Genomic DNA, 15,409 nt, shown 5'->3' on the forward strand with positions numbered 1-15,409 from the left:
CGTACCGGCTGCTGTCCGGCGTCTGCCGGGGCGTCGCGGCCTTCTGCCACCGGCGCCGGTGGCCCGGGTGCGCCGGGTCAGGGCCGGTCGGTGCCGCTGATCCGCTCCAGGTCGGTGAGCAGGGAGTCCAGCCAGGACGCGGCCGCGTAGTACAGCCGCGTGGCCCCGTCCGGTTCCGCTCCGAAGCCGTCGAACGCCGGATCGCGCAGCGGTACGGGGGCCGGCGGTGTGTCGCCGCCGGGGTCGAGGGCGGCCGACACCAGCAGCATGCGGCTCGCGACCCGGTCCCCGAGGCGGGTCACCTGCGCGGCGGCCTCCTCGGGGAGCGGCGGCACCACGACGGGCGCGGCCGGGCCGGTCGCCGGCGGGGGCGGCGACAGCAGCCGGTCCGAGCCCCACAGGGTGTGGTGGCCGGCCATCATCACGGCCTGCCAGTCCGGTTCCGCCCCGCCGGCGGCGGTCGCGTGGGACCCGTCCGCCCCGTGTGCCCTGGGCGCCCCGTGGGCCCTGGGTGCCCCGTGGGCCCTGGGTGCCCCGTGGGCCCCGTGCGCCCCGTGCTGTCGGCCCTGCCCGTCCGGCTCGCTCTGGAACTGGGCGTACGCCGACTCGGCGAGGATCAGCGCGCGCCGCAGCGAGCGGTGCCCCGGCACGAAGGGCAGCGGCTCGCGCACCCCGCCCGCGGCGATCGACGCGGTCGTGGCGACCACGATCTCCGCCGCACCGCGCATGAGCACCGCCGCGGAGTGCCTCAGCTCGTCGTGGCCGCCCCGCGGCCACGCCAACAGCCCGAAGACGGCGCCGATCGCACTGCCGATCAGCACGTCGAGCAGCCGGAGCTCCGCCAGCCGCCAGGTCGCGGGTGCGAGCTGGGCGAACACCAGGGCCACCGTCAGCGTGAACAGCGCCTGCGCCCATCCGACGCCCTTGACCGGCCCCACCGTGAACGTCAGCAGCATCACCGGCAGCAGAGCGGCCGCGTACACCTCCGTGTCGCTGCTCACCAGGGTGAGCAGCCCGGCGGTGACCAGCGCGCCGACCAGGGTGCCGGTCAGGGCGAGCCGGATCGTCGTCCGCGTCTCGCGCACCGTCGTCCGGGTCAGCGTGAGGGTCGCCAGCATCGCCCAGAACCCGTGCGGGAGGGTGTCCAGGCCGGCGACCGTGCGCGCCGCCGCCAGGGCCAGGGCGAGGCGCACGGCGTTCTGGAAGAACACCGAACGCCGCCCGGCGTGGCCCGAGAGCCTGATCCACCACAGCCGCGGGGCGCGCATCCCCGCGTACCAGAACCGGTTCACGGGCGCGTCCGCCGCGGCGGCCCGGCCCCGTACGGCGATGTCGGCCGCGGTGGACATGGCGAGCGCGGCGTCGGCGACCTCCAGGACGGCGGCGTGCCGGCGCAGCACGGCGGCGGGTGCGAGGGGGTCGTACCGGGTCGCCGAGAGGACGGCACGGGCCTTGGCCAGGTCGGCGTGGGCGTCCGTGGCGGGCGCCGCGCCCCGCAGGCGTGCGGCGGTCTCGGCGGCGGTGCGCTCGACCGCGCGGAGCACGCCGAGGGCGGCCGCGGGATCGCTCGCGGCCGGGGCGGGGGGCAGCAGTGCGAGGCGGCTGAGGAGCGTGCGGGTGGCCAGGGCGGCGTGGGTCAGGGCCCGCTCCCGTACGCCCGGCCCGGCGGGGCGCTCCGCTTCCGGGACCTGCATCGGGCGCAGGCCGGCTGCGGCGTCCTTCGCCGCGCGCCCCGTCGCGGCGGTCAGCCGGTACGGGGCCGTGCCGAGCTCCCGGGCGCAGGCCCGGGCGGTGTCGAGGGCGCGGGCGGCGCGTTCCCGGTACGGGAGGGCGGGCGGATCCGGGAAGAGGAACGCCTCGGCCAGGACGAGCATGAGGATGCCGACCGTGGCGCCGACGAGCCGCTGGGCCAGGGAGCCGGGGTCGTAGGGCGGGAAGGACGGCAGGATGTAGAGGAGTTGGAGCCCCGGTGCGGCGCCGGCGGGGCGCGGGCCGCCGACGGCGAGGAAGGCCAGGCAGAAGCCGATGACGAGCATGCCGAGGACGGCGCTCCAGGTCCGCACGGCCAGGTACGTGCCGGCGGTGATCAGCACCCAGCCGGCCGGCAGCAGCCGGATCACGACGGCGGCGCGCTGCTGCCCGGTGCCGGGGATGCGGGAGAGCCCGGCCAGGGCGACGGCCCCGAAGAGGGCGTAGGTGGCGGCGGTGGTCTGCCCGAAGCCGTAGAGGAACAGGTAGAAGGAGGCCCCGGCGGCCAGGGTGACCCGCGCGGCACGGCGCGCGGCGGGCGCGTAGCGGGCCGCGCCGAGCGGCAGGATGCGCCGCATGGCCATCGAGGTGATGCCCCGCCGGGTGCGGGGTCCAGTGCGCGGTTCGGTGCGCAGCCCGGGGTCACCGCCCATGCCACCAGGATCACGTAGGCGCCGACCCCCGGCACCCTTGCCGCAACGTTGCTGCTCAGCGGCCTGCCGGGAGGTGCCTCCGGGCGGCGCGGTGCCGCATACTCCGGCCATGGACATGTCGAGGCGGGGCTCCGGGCGGCCCCTGGTGGGGGCAGCGGTGGCGGCGGGCGCCCTTGCGGCGGTGACGGCGCTGGGCGGCTGCGCCGCCGTCCGCGGGGCGCAGGCGGGCTGCGAGGGCTCGCAGGACGGGGTACGGGACCTGGCGGCGCTTGCGCTGCTCGGCGCGCATCCGGAGGGGGCCGCTTCGCCGCCTGGCTTCGCGGAACCGTACCGGGGCTGCGACGACGACAGCAGCATCGGCATCGGCAGCGGCGCATGGCTGTACGCCGGCCGGCTCTATACCACGGCGCAGGCGCCGACGGCGGTGACCGGGTTCTACCGGGGCGCGGCCGCGGCGGACGGCTGGGCGGTGAAAGCCGCACCCGGCGCCGGCGGCGGCCCGGAGGGATCGGACCTGTGCTTCGAGCGGTCGGCGGCGGGCGGTGCCCGTACCCTCCACCTCCGCTTCATGGGCCCGGACGAGGCCCGCGAGGTGTACGGCTACACCCTGCCGGCGGGCGCACCGCCGCAGACGATCTACCGCGTCGAGGCTGCGGCCGCCGCGGACGGCGGGACGTTCACCTGCGGGGACTGACCCCCTCCCCGGGCGTCGGCCCCTCCCCGGCGCCGGCTCCTCCCCCGGCGCCGGTCCCACCCCCGCGGCGGTCCGCGCCGCGGGCTTGACCCTCACACCGTGTCAGGCGGTGAGCTCGGAGCCATCATGTTCACCATCGGAGACTTCGCCCGGCACGGCCGGGTCTCGGTCCGGATGCTGCGCCACTACGACGCCATCGGACTGCTGCGCCCGGCCCACGTCGACCCCGCCACCGGCTACCGCCACTACGGCGCCGCCCAACTGGCCCGGCTCAACCGGGTCATCGCGCTCAAGGACCTCGGCTTCACGCTCCGGCAGGTGCACTCCATCGTGGACGAGCGCATCGGCCCCGAGGAGCTGCGGGGCATGCTGCGGCTGCGGCAGGCGGAGCTGGCGGCCGACATGGCGGCCGCGGCGGCGCGGCTGGTGCAGGTCGAGGCGAGGCTCCGGTCGATCGAGAGGGAGGGCCGCATGCCCACCGACGACGTGGTCGTCAAGAGCATTCCGGCGGTACGGGTGGCGGAGCTGACGGCCACCGCCGCGAGCTTCGCCCCGGAGGACGTCGGGCCGGTCATCGGGCCGCTCTACGAGGAGCTGTTCCGCCGTCTGGAGGAGGCGGGCATCGACCCGTCCGGGCCCGGGGTCGCCTGGTACGAGGACGCCCCGGACGGCGGCGGCGCGATCCTCGTGCACGCCGCCGTCCAGGTGGCGGCGCCGCTCCGGGACGGCGCCGTACGGGTCCTCGACCTGCCGCCCGTCGAGCGGGCGGCGACCATCGTCCACCGCGGGCCGATGGACGCCGTCCTTCCGACGGCCCAGACGCTGGCCCGCTGGATCGACGGCCACGGCCACCGCTCGGGCGGGTATCCCCGGGAGGTGAACCTGGAGTGCCCGCGGGACCCGGACGGGTGGGTGACGGAGCTCCAGGCGCCTTTGGACGAGGCCTGACACCACCCGACCGCCGGCCCGGCCGCGGGGAGGGGGGTGCGCCCCGCCTCCCCGGCCCGGTCGGCCGGTCAGCGGCCGAGGACCTCGGCCGCCACACCCTCGGGCACCGGTGCCAGGCCCGCCGGGCGGGCGATGAAGGTGCCCCGGCCCTGCGTGCGGCTGCGCAGCCGGGACGCGTACCCGAACAGCTCGGCCAGCGGGACCACGGCCGTGACCGCGGTCGTCCCCGACCTGCCGGAGGAGCCGGCCACCCGGCCGCGGCGGGCCGCGAGGTCGCCCAGGACGGCTCCGACCGCGTCGTCGGGGACGGTGACCACGACCTCGGCCACCGGCTCCAGCAGCGCCATCGCACTCGCCCGCAGCGCAGCGCGCAGCGCGGCCCGGCCCGCGGTGCGGAACGCCATCTCGGAGGAGTCCTTGGAGTGCGTCGCCCCGTCGGTGAGGGTGACCCTCAGCCCGGTCACCGGATACCCGCCGAGGGGGCCTTCGGCGAGCGCGTCGCGGCAGCCGGCCTCGACGGCACGGACGTACTCCTGGGGCACCCGGCCGCCGACGACCGTCGAACCGAACGCGAACACCGTCCCGGCCCGGCCGTCGTCCCGGCCGTCGTCCCGGCCGTCCTGCGCCGCCGGTGTCTGCCGCCCTCCTTCCAGCGGTTCGACGTCGATGACGACATGGGCGAACTGGCCGGCCCCGCCCTCCTGTTTGACGTGCCGGTGGACCAGGCCCGTCACCCCGCGCACCACGGTCTCGCGGTACGAGACCTGCGGCCGTCCCACCGCGAGCTCCAGGCCGTGGTCGCGGCGGACCTTCTCCACCGCTACCTCCAGGTGGAGTTCGCCCATGCCCGACAGCACCGTCTGACCGGTCTCGGGGTCGCTGCGCACGACCAGCGAGGGGTCCTCCTCGACCAGCCGGGCCAGTGCCGTCGCGAGCCGGCCCGTGTCGGTGCTGCGGCGCGCCTCGACCGCGACCGACACCACCGGCTCGGCGGCGGCGGGCGGTTCGAGCAGCAGCGGCGCCTGCGGCGCGCACAGCGTGGTGCCGGCGCGTGCCGACTTCAGGCCGACCACGGCGACGATGTCGCCGGCCAGGGCCTCCTCCACCTCGGTGTGCTGGTCGGCCTGGACGCGCAGGATGCGGGCGACGCGCTCGGTGCGGCCCGTGGCGGCGTCCAGCACCGTGTCCCCCTTCCCCAGCGTTCCGGAGTAGACGCGCAGGTAGGTGAGCCGGCCGGTCGGCGTCACCGCCACCTTGAAGGCCAGGGCGGCCACCGGTTCCCCCGGGTCGGGCAGGCGCTGCTGCTCCGGCTCACCGCCGCCGACCGCGGTGCCCCGTACCGGGGGCGTGTCGGCGGGCGAGGGGAGGTACGCCGCGACCGCGTCCAGCAGCGGTTCGACACCGCGGTTGCGGTAGGCCGAGCCGCACAGCACGACCGTGCCCGAGCCGTCGAGGGTCGCCTCGCGCAGGGCGAGGGCGAGCGTCCCCTCGGACAGGGCTCCCGTGGCGCAGAACTCCTCGAGGGCGACCGGGTGGAGTTCGGCGACCGCCTCCTCCAGGAGGCGGCGGCGCCGTACCGCTTCGGCGCGCAGGCCGTTGCCCGCCTCCCCCGCGTCGGCCACATCGCCCATCTCCCCCACCTCGTGCGTCTCGTACGTGTCGGAGCCGGCGGGCCAGACCAGGGCGCGCATGTGCACCAGGTCGACGAGGCCGGTGAAGCCGTCCTCGCGTCCGATCGGCAGCTGGACCACCAGCGGCACGACGCCGAGCCGCTCGCGCAGGGAGGCCACGGCGGTGTCGAGGTCGGCGCCCGCCCGGTCCAGCTTGTTGACGAACGCGATCCGCGGGACGCCGTACCGGTCCGCCTGGCGCCACACCGACTCGCTCTGCGGTTCGACGCCGGCGACGGCGTCGAACACGGCGACCGCGCCGTCGAGCACGCGCAGGGCACGCTCCACTTCGTCGGCGAAGTCGACGTGGCCCGGCGTGTCGATCAGGTTGATGCGGTGGCCCTCCCAGGTGCAGCTGACCGCGGCGGCGAAGATCGTGATGCCGCGGTCGCGTTCCTGGGCGTCGTAGTCGGTGACGGTGGTGCCCTCGTGGACCTCGCCGCGCTTGTGGACCGCACCCGTGGCGAACAGGATCCGCTCGGTGACGGTGGTCTTGCCGGCATCCACGTGGGCGAGGATGCCGAGGTTGCGGACGGCGGTGAGGGCGGGACGGGAGAGGGTGGCGGGGGCGAGGGTTCGCCGGCTGGTGCGCATGGCCCGGGGCCTTTCGGGTGGTGAGGTGTTCAGGGCTGCGCGATTCCCGGACGTGCGGGGCGAGCGCCGGTCCCGGGGCCGGCCGGGCCGTCGCCGGAGGACCGGACGGACGGGGGCGGGGCGGTGGGGACGCGAGGGGCTCGGACGAACCGGAGGCGTACGGCGAAGTACGGCGAAGTACGGCGAAGTACGGCGAAGTACGGCCTTACCGCCGAGACGGCAGAGTACGGCCGCGGACGGCCGAGTACGGGCCGCGTACGGCGACTTCAGCGGGTTCGCAGGTACGTCACGGGCATACGGTGCCGGCCGCGCAGCGGGCACCGCGCTGCCCGGGACACCGGAATCACGTCGTACCGGGACGGGGGAACGCGGGTGGCGGTGCGCTGACGGCACATGACCCGTTCCCCTCTCGCTGCGGTGTCGCTCGGATGCCTCGCCGACCAAGTGGCGGGCGGACGCCGCCTTCCGGTGGCGGCGCGCGCTGCGAGTGTAGGCAGGGGCGCGGGCGCGGGTCACCGGATTTGTTTCGCCGACCGGGCGGACGTTTCGGCGGCCCGCCGGCACGCCATGTTCTCCGACGGAGGGCGGCGCGGCCCGGGGCGACGGGAGGAGCGGGGATGTCGGACGGTGGTGGACGGCGCCCGGGGGCCACGCGGTGGACCGGGGTGGCGGAACCGCCCGGGCGGGCGGAGCCGGCCGGGTGGGCGCGAGGGCCGGGGGCCGGCCCGGCCCTGGGCGCGGCGGCACTGACGGCGGTGGTCGCGCTCATGCTGTTCCTGGCGGTCTTCGGGAACCTGACGGACTTCGGTACGAACCAGCAGTTCGTCCGCCACGTCCTCGCGATGGACACCACCTTTCGGGACCCGGACCTGATGTGGCGGGCCGTCACCTCGCCACGGCTGCAGAACGCGGCCTATGTCGGCATCATCGGGTGGGAGGCCGTGGCGGCGGCCGTCCTGCTCCGGGCCGTGGGGCTGTGGTGCGCGGTCCTGCGCGGCGGGAGCCTGCGGCAGGCCCGCGCCGCGAGCACCGTCGGGCTGGTGATGGTGCTGCTGCTGTTCGGGGCGGGCTTCCTCGCCATCGGCGGCGAGTGGTTCGCGATGTGGCAGTCGGAGCAGTGGAACGGGCTCGACGCCGCGACCCGCAACACGCTGCTCGCGGCGGCGGCCCTCGTCCTGGTCCACCTCCCGCCGGGCTCCGCCCACGACGGGCCGGGCGCCGCCCAGCACGGGCCGGGCGCCGCCGCCGACGGGCCGGGCGCCGCCGCCGACCGATAGGGCGGCGGGGGCCGGCGAGCACGGCGGCCGGCACGGGCCCCTGCGGTCAGTCCTGGCGGGCCTTGCGCTCGTGCGTGGCCGCGCGGATCTCCTCCGTCGCCTCGCGGAACGCGGGGGCCGCGCGCCGGAAGTAGTCGAACAGCAGCTCCTGCTGCTCGGGCGTGTAGCCCGCCAGCAGTTCGGCGATGCGGCGCCGCGCGGGGCCGACGAGGGCCTCGACGGCCGCCAGCGCGTCCGGCACGGCCTCGACGACGACCTTGCGCCGGTCGGCAGGGTCGGCCGTCCGCCGTACGTAGCCCGCGCGTTCGAGGCGGTCGATGAGCCGTGTGGTCGCGCCCGTCGTCAGCCCCGTTCCGGCGGCGAGCTCTCCCGAGGTCAGCCCGCCGGCCAGGGTGATCCGGCTGAGCGCGTACCACTCGGACGCCTGCAGGCCCGCCGCCTCCGCCCCCGCCATGCCGTGCAGCCCCACGGCGTCGATGTAGTCCCGGAAAACCGGGCGGCGGTCGTCCTGTGCCGACATCGCCACATCCTTTCCCCTTGCCGAATATCTGCATGCATGCAGATAATGCACACGTGCAGTTGCTGCACCAGTCTAATCAACAGCGCGAGGGAGAGGTATCACCATGAACCGCAGGACCGTCAAGCGCGCCGCCCTCATCACCACTGCCGTCCTCGCCGTGGGCGCTGCAGCGGGGTACGTCTACCTCGACGCCACCGCCGACGTGCAGCGCACCGGTGCGGCCGCCTGCACCGACGTCATCCCGGCCGGCGCCGAGCGCGCCGACGGCGAGGCCGTGTGCGCCACGCTCGACGCCCTCACCGCCGCGTGGGGCCGGGGCGACGCGGACGCCTACGGCCGCCAGTTCACCGAGGACGCCACCTACACCACGTACGTGGGGACCCATTACGAGGGCCGCTCCGACATCACCGAGGGCCACCGCGCGCTCTTCGAGGACTTCGTCAAGGGCAGCAAGCTCGCCGCGAGTTACCTGGACATGCGCTTCCCGGCCAAGGACGTCGCACTGCTGACCGGCCGCGGTGACGACTACACCGGCGGCAAGCCGTCCGCCGCCGAGCTGTCGAAGGTGCAGACGTACACCCTGGTCCGCGGCACCGACGGCAGCTGGCGGATCGCCGCCTTCCACAACACCCGGCGGCAGAACGCGATGGAGCGCCTCTCGTTCCTGTACTCGCCCGCCACGGCCCCGGAGGCGGAGCGCTGACCCGCCGCCCCCGGCCGCACAGCGCCCCGGCACGTCGCCGGACGGCATTCCCCGCACCAACGGCGGTGGGAGCGCGGACGGCTCGTTCAGCCGTTGAGGGAGCCCATCAGGTCCGGCGAGTAGCGGTCGCCGGAGGCCACGCCTCGGGGGGCGACGGCCTCGATGGCGGCGATGTCCTCCTCGGTGATGGTCACGCCGGCGGCCGCGATGTTCTCCTCCAGGTAGCGGCGGCGCTTCGTGCCCGGGATCGGGACCGCGCCCTGGTGCAGCACCCACGCCAGCGCCAGCTGGGACGGCGTGACGCCCTTGGCCTCGGCGAGGCGGCGCACGGCGTCCACGACGGCGAGGTTGCGGGCGAAGTTCTCGCCCTGGAAGCGGGGGTCGGTCCGACGGAAGTCGTCCTCGGCGAAGTCGTCGGGGCTGGTGATGGCGCCGGAGAGGAAGCCGCGGCCCAGCGGGGAGTAGGCGACCAGGCCGATGCCGAGCTCCTCCAGGGCGGCCCGGACCCCGTCGCCCTCGATGCCGCGCTCGAAGAGGGAGTACTCGGTCTGGACGGCAGTGAGGGGGTGGACGGCGTGCGCGCGGCGGATCGTGGCCGCGGCGGCCTCGCTGACGCCGAGATAGCGGACCTTGCCGGCGGTGACCAGCTCCGCCATCGCGCCGATGCTCTCCTCGATGGGCACGTCCGGGTCGACGCGGTGCAGGTAGTACAGGTCGATGTGGTCGGTGCCGAGGTGGCGCAGCGAGCGGTCGGCGGCGCGGTGGATGTACTCGCGGCGGCCGTTGTGGCCGCGCATCGTGCCGGCGTCGTCGAATTCGATGCCGGTCTTGGTCGCGATGACGACCCGGTCGCGGCGGCCGGCGACGGCCTTGGCGATCAGCTGCTCGTTGCGGAAGGGGCCGTACCCCTCGGCGGTGTCGAGCATCGTGACGCCCAGTTCGAGGGCACGGTCGATCGTGGCCAGCGATTCGGCCTCGTCGGTGGCCCCGTAGAAGGCGCTCATGCCCATGCAGCCGAGGCCTTCGGCGCCGACCTGAAGACCCTGGGTGCCGAGTGCGCGCAGTTCCATGACGTGTCTCCCGCAAAGAAGTAACTAACTGGTTATGCACCAGTGGACCACCCGGAACCACTCTTGTCAATAACTGGATAGTTACTTGCTAGCCTGGGTGCCATGGCACGCGATTCCCAAGCAACGAAGGCCCGGATACTGGCGGCGGCGTTCGACGAGTTCGCCGAGTACGGCATCGCCGGCGCCCGGGTCGACCGCATCGCCGACGCGGCCGAGGCCAACAAGCGGATGATCTACGTCTACTACGGCAACAAGGAACAGCTCTTCGATCAGGTCATCCAGCAGGCCCTGGAACAGGGCGCGGAATCGGTGCCCTTCGACGCCGAGGACCTGCCCGGCTACGCCGGGGCGATCTTCGACCACCTCACCGCCGACCCCCGCCTCATGCGGCTGGTGATGTGGAAGCGGCTGGAGCGCCCCGAGCCCACCTCCCTGGAGGCGGCCTCGTACGAGCGCAAGACCGCCGCGCTGGCCGCGGCCCAGCGGGACGGCCGCGTCGACCCCACCCACGGCCCGGCCGACCTGCTGATGCTGGTCCTGGCGCTGGCCCAGGCGTGGTTCACCACGGCCGGCGGGGCGCCGGCCGACAGCGCCGACAGCACCGGCGGCTCCGCGTGGTCGGAGCACCTCCGCGAGGGGCACCGCGCCGCGGTCGTCGACGCCGTGGCCCGCCTGGTCGCCGTCCGTCACCGCCCGGAGCCGGCCGCGCCCGCGTCCCACGCCGAGGTCCACTGACGCGGCGTTGGCGGGCCCTCGCGGGCGGCTCCCCGGCGTGTCAGACCCCCTCGACGCGCGGCCCAGCAGGACGACTGCCCAGCCCGCGGCCGTCGGGGCGTGCACGATGACGTGCGGTCGGCTGGACGCCATGCCGCCAGGATCGCCGCGGCGCGAGAGGGCCGCAGCCGACAGGGCGTCCGGGTGACCCGGCCTCACTCCCCCGGCCGCCCGTGAGCCGCACTCCGGGGCGGCCGCCGGTCAGGCTCCGGCCGGGGCGGGCGGGGTCTCGGCCCGGACGACGGCCGTGAGGAGTCCGGGGAAGGCCTCCTCCATCTCCCGGTCGCGCAGGGTGTTCATGCGCGACGTCCCCACGTAGTGCTGCCGGATCAGGCCCGCCTCGCGCAGCACCTTGAAGTGGTGGGTCGCGGTGGACTTGCTGACCGAGAGGTCGAAGGCGCCGCACGCCATGTCGGCGCGCCGGGCGTGGAGCTGCGCCACGATGCTGCGGCGGACCGGGTCGACGAGGGCCTCCAGTACCTGCTGCAGGGAGAACTGGTCGACCTCGGGGTGCGGCGGCGTGCGTTCCATGCCCCGATGGTACGACAGCCATCGAAGTTTGACCACGATCGTATTTCCATGCCACCGTGGATCACACACCCGGCAACGAGCGGCATCCGGAGGACGGAAGTCATGGCGACGACTGTGCGGTTCCACGAGATCGGCGGGCCCGAGGTACTGCGGCTGGAGGACGTCCCCGCGGGCGAACCGGGGCCGGGCGAGGCACTGGTCCGGATCGAGGCGATCGGCGTCAACAGGGCCGAAGCCCTCTTCCGCAGCGGCCGGTACATCGAGCCCGTCCGGCAGTTCCCCTCCCGGCTCGGCTCCGAGGCCGCCGGCGTCGTCGAGGCGGTCGGGCCCGGGGTGACGGGATTCGGGAAGGGGCAGGCCGTCAGCGTGGTGCCGAACTTCTCGCAGAACGACTACGGCGTCTACGGGGAGCAGGCCGTCGTCCCGGTCGGCGCCCTGCTGGCGCGGCCTGAGGGCGTGGACGCGGTCTCGGGGGCCGCGGTGTGGATGCCGTACCTGACGGCGTACGGCGCGATGGCCGAGGTCGGCGGGATCCGGGCCGGGGACGTGGCCGTGGTGAACGCCGCCTCCAGCAGCGTCGGCCTGGCCGCGATCCACACCGCCAACCGGCTGGGCGCGACCCCGCTCGCGGTCACCCGCACCCGCGCCAAGCGGCGGCAGCTGCTGGAGGAGGGGGCGGCGGAGGTGGTCGTCTCCGAGGAGGAGGACGTGGCGGGGCGCGTGCTGGAGCTGACCGGCGGCCGGGGCGCGGAGTACGTCTTCGACGCGGTGGCCGGGCCGGGCGTGCTGGACCTGGCGCGTGCCGTGGCGGCGGACGGGACGCTGTTCCTGTGGGGCGCCCAGAGCGGGCAGCCGACGCCGTACCCGGGCTTCGACCTCGGGATGCCGGCGCTCAACATGCGCACGTACACGATGCTGGAGACCGCGAAGGACCCGGAGCGGCTGCGCCGGGCGGCCGCGTTCGTGACCTCGGGGCTGCGAGGCGGGTACTTCCGGCCGGTGGTGGACCGCGTGTTCCCGCTGGAGGAGATCGTGCGGGCACACCGGCACATGGAGTCCGACGCCCGGTTCGGCAAGATCGTGGTCTCCGTGGCCGGGTGACCACGGGCCCCGACGCACCGAGCCCCCGGTGGCCCGCGGCTTCCCGCACCCCCGACCCGACGGGCGCACCCCCGCCACCTGCCGGGATGTCCCCGACCGCCCCGCGTGCCACAGTGGACGAGGAGGCGTCGATGGATGAATCCCGGCAGGGGCCCGAGCTCAGCGAAGAGGGGCTGCGGCGGCTCCTGCACGGGCTCACGGCCGTCCGGGACGGGGACTTCACCACCCGCCTGCCCGAGGGCTCCGAGGGCCTCCTCGGCGAGATCGCGACGGTCTACAACGGCATGGTCGACCAGCTGTCCCTGGTGACCTCCGAGGTGACGCGGGTGGCGCGCGAGGTCGGCGGCCAAGGGCTCCTCGGCGGGCACGCCCGGGTGCACCGGGTGAGCGGCATCTGGCAGGAGCTCGCCACCGGCGTCAACACGATGGCGGACAACCTGACCTCCCAGGTCCGCTCGATCGCCCAGGTCGCCACCGCCGTCGCCAACGGCGACCTGACCCGCAAGATCCGCGTCGACGCCCGCGGCGAGATCCTCGAGCTGAGCGAGACCATCAACACGATGGTCGACCGGCTCTCCGCCTTCGCCGAGGAGGTCACCCGGGTCGCGCGCGAGGTGGGCACCGAGGGCAAGCTCGGCGGCCAGGCCACGGTCCAGGGCGTCTCGGGCACCTGGAAGGACCTGACCGACAACGTCAACTCGATGGCCGACAACCTCACCCACCAGGTCCGCAACATCGCCCAGGTCACCACGGCCGTGGCCCGCGGCGACCTCACCCGCAAGATCGACGTCTCGGCGCGCGGCGAGATCCTCGAACTCAAGACCACCATCAACACGATGGTCGACCAGCTCTCGTCCTTCGCGGCCGAGGTGACCCGCGTCGCCCGCGAGGTCGGCAGCGAGGGCAAGCTCGGCGGCCAGGCCGAGGTGGAGGGCGTCTCCGGCACCTGGAAGCGCCTGACCGAGAACGTCAACGAGCTCGCCGGGAACCTCACCCGCCAGGTCCGCGCCATCGCCGCCGTGACCAGTGCCGTCGCCGAGGGCGACCTGACCCGCTCCATCACCGTCGACGCCCCGGGCGAGGTCGGCGACCTGAAGGACAACATCAACGCGATGGTGGAGTCGCTGCGCATCACCATCCGCGCCAACGAGGAGCAGGACTGGCTGAAGACGAACCTGGCGCGGGTCTCCGGCCTGATGCAGGGCACCCGGGACCTGACCGGCCTGACCCAGCTGGTGATGAACGAGGTGCCGCCGCTGGTCGGGGCGGAGTACGGCGCGTTCTTCCTCACGGACCGGGACGACAAGGGCCCGTACCTCGTCATGACCGCCTGCTACGGGTCGCCCGACGACCCCACCTCGCCCCCGCGCCGGTTCCGCTTCGGCCAGTCGCTGGTCGGGCAGGCGGCCGGCTCGCGGCGCACCCTGTCCGCCGAGCACCTGCCGCCCGGGTACGCCACCATCTCCTCGGGCGCCGGTTCGGCCGAGCCCGCCGTGCTGCTCGTCCTGCCGATCGTCGCGGAGGACCAGGTGCTGGGCGCCGTCGAGCTGGCCTCGCTGGCGCCGTTCACGGCGATCCACCGCGACTTCCTCGACCAGCTGATCGAGACGGTGGGGGTGAGCGTCAGCGCCCTGATCGCCAACGCCCGCACCGACGAGCTGCTGGAGCGCTCGCAGAGCCTGACCGTCGAGCTGCGGGCGCGCTCGCAGGAACTGCAGGCGCGGCAGGAGGAGTTGCAGCGCTCCAACGCCGAACTGGAGGAGAAGGCCGCCCTGCTCGCGGACCGCAACCGGGACATCGAGCGCAAGAACCTCCAGATCGAGCAGGCCCGCCAGGAACTGGAGGTGCGCGCCCAGCAGTTGTCGCGGACGTCGATGTACAAGTCGGAGTTCCTGGCCAACATGAGCCACGAGCTGCGCACCCCGCTCAACAGCCTGCTGATCCTGGCGCAGCTGCTCGCCCGCAACCCCGACGGCAACCTCACCGACAAGCAGGTGGACTACGCCGAGGTGATCCACTCGGCGGGCTCCGACCTCCTCCAGCTGATCAACGACATCCTCGACCTGTCCAAGGTCGAGGCCGGCAAGATGGACCTGTACCCGGAGCCGTTCCCGCTGCGGCAGCTGCTGGAGACCCTGGACTCCACCTTCCAGCCCGTGGCCACCGCCCGGCAGCTGGAGTTCCGGGTCCTGACCGGGCGGGGGCTGCCGCAGGAGCTGTTCACCGACCAGGCGCGGCTGCGGCAGGTGCTGCGCAACCTGATCGCGAACGCGCTGAAGTTCACCGAGGAGGGGCACGTCGAGCTGCGGGTGGACGTCGCGGCGCGGCACGAGGTGCCGGCCGGCGTCCTCGCCGACGAGGACGCCGGCACCGGGGAGGGGGACGGCGTCCTGGCCTTCCGCGTCGCGGACACCGGCATCGGGATCCCCGAGGACCGGCTGGAGATCGTCTTCGGCGCGTTCCAGCAGGGCGACGGCACGACGAGCCGCCGCTACGGGGGCACCGGGCTCGGCCTGTCCATCAGCCGGGAGGTGGCGCACCTGCTGGGCGGTGCGGTGGAGGTGCGCTCCAGACCGGGCGAGGGCAGCGTGTTCACGCTCTACCTGCCCGTGCGGCTGCCGACCTCGGCGCTCCCGGGGCCGTCTGCGACCGCCGCCTCCACCGTGCTCGGCCCGGCCCCGGCAGGCGCCCTGCCGCACGGGGAGGCCGGTCCGGGGAGCGGCCCCGTACCGGAGGTGACGGTGCTGGTCGTGGACGACGACGCGCGCAACGTGTTCGCGCTCACGGAGATCCTGCGCCGCGAGGGCATCCGCGTCCTGCGGGCCGAGGACGGCCAGGCCGGGCTGCGGCTGCTGGCTGAGCACGAGGACGTGGACCTGGTGCTGATGGACGTGATGATGGCGGGCATGGACGGGTACGAGGCCACCGCCGCGATCCGCGCCCTGCCCGGCTACCGGCACGTGCCGATCATCACCGTGACCGCGCAGGCCATGCCGGGCGACCGCGAGAAGGCGCTCGCGGCGGGCGCGGACGACTACGTCACCAAGCCGGTGGACGCGGACGAGCTGGCCGACCGGATCCGCAGCTGGCTGGCCTGAGGCCGGGCCCGCCGGCCGGCCCGCCCG

12 protein-coding genes are annotated in these 15,409 nt (G+C 74.7%); 7 read left to right on the forward strand and 5 right to left on the reverse strand.

Annotated features, from left to right (window positions below):
• Positions 1-77 precede the first annotated feature (77 nt).
• Positions 78-2,402 carry an FUSC family protein gene (locus AB0953_RS13930; RefSeq protein ID WP_366859673.1) on the reverse strand — a complete coding sequence of 775 codons (2,325 nt, stop codon included), beginning with the start codon at positions 2,400-2,402 and terminating at the stop codon, positions 78-80.
• A gap of 109 nt (positions 2,403-2,511) precedes the next feature.
• On the opposite strand from AB0953_RS13930, the gene AB0953_RS13935 reads away from it, so the two are divergent.
• Both AB0953_RS13935 and AB0953_RS13940 read left to right on the forward strand, forming a co-directional pair.
• Positions 2,512-3,096 (forward strand): hypothetical protein, encoded by a 585-nt coding sequence (locus AB0953_RS13935; RefSeq protein ID WP_366859674.1) that lies wholly within the window; start codon positions 2,512-2,514, stop codon positions 3,094-3,096.
• A gap of 126 nt (positions 3,097-3,222) precedes the next feature.
• Positions 3,223-4,044 (forward strand): MerR family transcriptional regulator, encoded by an 822-nt coding sequence (locus AB0953_RS13940; protein WP_366859675.1) that lies wholly within the window; start codon positions 3,223-3,225, stop codon positions 4,042-4,044.
• Between the two features lie 68 nt (positions 4,045-4,112).
• On the opposite strand, the gene fusA is transcribed toward AB0953_RS13940, so the two are convergent.
• The gene (fusA, locus tag AB0953_RS13945; protein ID WP_366859676.1) at positions 4,113-6,308 is read right to left on the reverse strand and encodes an elongation factor G; all 2,196 of its coding nucleotides are present in this window, start codon (positions 6,306-6,308) and stop codon (positions 4,113-4,115) included.
• Positions 6,309-6,925: 617 nt separating this feature from the next.
• Between fusA and AB0953_RS13950 the strand changes: the two genes are divergently transcribed.
• Positions 6,926-7,585 (forward strand): DUF2165 domain-containing protein, encoded by a 660-nt coding sequence (locus AB0953_RS13950; protein ID WP_366859677.1) that lies wholly within the window; start codon positions 6,926-6,928, stop codon positions 7,583-7,585.
• Between the two features lie 46 nt (positions 7,586-7,631).
• Here AB0953_RS13950 and AB0953_RS13955 read toward each other — a convergent pair whose 3' ends face one another.
• Positions 7,632-8,105: a MarR family transcriptional regulator gene (locus tag AB0953_RS13955; RefSeq protein ID WP_366859678.1), complete on the reverse strand. Its 474-nt coding sequence runs from the start codon at positions 8,103-8,105 to the stop codon at positions 7,632-7,634.
• A gap of 103 nt (positions 8,106-8,208) precedes the next feature.
• Between AB0953_RS13955 and AB0953_RS13960 the strand changes: the two genes are divergently transcribed.
• Positions 8,209-8,808 (forward strand): SgcJ/EcaC family oxidoreductase, encoded by a 600-nt coding sequence (locus AB0953_RS13960; protein ID WP_366859679.1) that lies wholly within the window; start codon positions 8,209-8,211, stop codon positions 8,806-8,808.
• An 86-nt stretch (positions 8,809-8,894) separates the two neighbouring features.
• Here the strand turns inward: AB0953_RS13960 and AB0953_RS13965 are convergent, their stop codons facing one another.
• Positions 8,895-9,878, reverse strand: a complete 984-nt coding sequence (locus AB0953_RS13965; protein ID WP_366859680.1) for an aldo/keto reductase — start codon at positions 9,876-9,878, stop codon at positions 8,895-8,897.
• A 102-nt stretch (positions 9,879-9,980) separates the two neighbouring features.
• On the opposite strand from AB0953_RS13965, the gene AB0953_RS13970 reads away from it, so the two are divergent.
• Entirely contained in the window at positions 9,981-10,613 is a 633-nt protein-coding gene (locus AB0953_RS13970; protein WP_366859681.1) for a TetR family transcriptional regulator, read from the forward strand.
• 240 nt (positions 10,614-10,853) lie between these two features.
• On the opposite strand, the gene AB0953_RS13975 is transcribed toward AB0953_RS13970, so the two are convergent.
• Entirely contained in the window at positions 10,854-11,183 is a 330-nt protein-coding gene (locus AB0953_RS13975; protein WP_366859682.1) for a helix-turn-helix transcriptional regulator, read from the reverse strand.
• Positions 11,184-11,285: 102 nt separating this feature from the next.
• On the opposite strand from AB0953_RS13975, the gene AB0953_RS13980 reads away from it, so the two are divergent.
• Together AB0953_RS13980 and AB0953_RS13985 are read left to right on the forward strand one after the other, a co-directional pair.
• Positions 11,286-12,284, forward strand: a complete 999-nt coding sequence (locus tag AB0953_RS13980; RefSeq protein WP_366859683.1) for a zinc-dependent alcohol dehydrogenase family protein — start codon at positions 11,286-11,288, stop codon at positions 12,282-12,284.
• 131 nt (positions 12,285-12,415) lie between these two features.
• The gene (locus AB0953_RS13985) at positions 12,416-15,382 is read left to right on the forward strand and encodes a HAMP domain-containing protein (RefSeq protein ID WP_366859684.1); all 2,967 of its coding nucleotides are present in this window, start codon (positions 12,416-12,418) and stop codon (positions 15,380-15,382) included.
• Positions 15,383-15,409: the final 27 nt, after the last annotated feature.

The organism is Streptomyces sp. NPDC046866, from assembly GCF_040704625.1.
Taxonomy (GTDB): Bacteria; Actinomycetota; Actinomycetes; order Streptomycetales; family Streptomycetaceae; genus Streptomyces.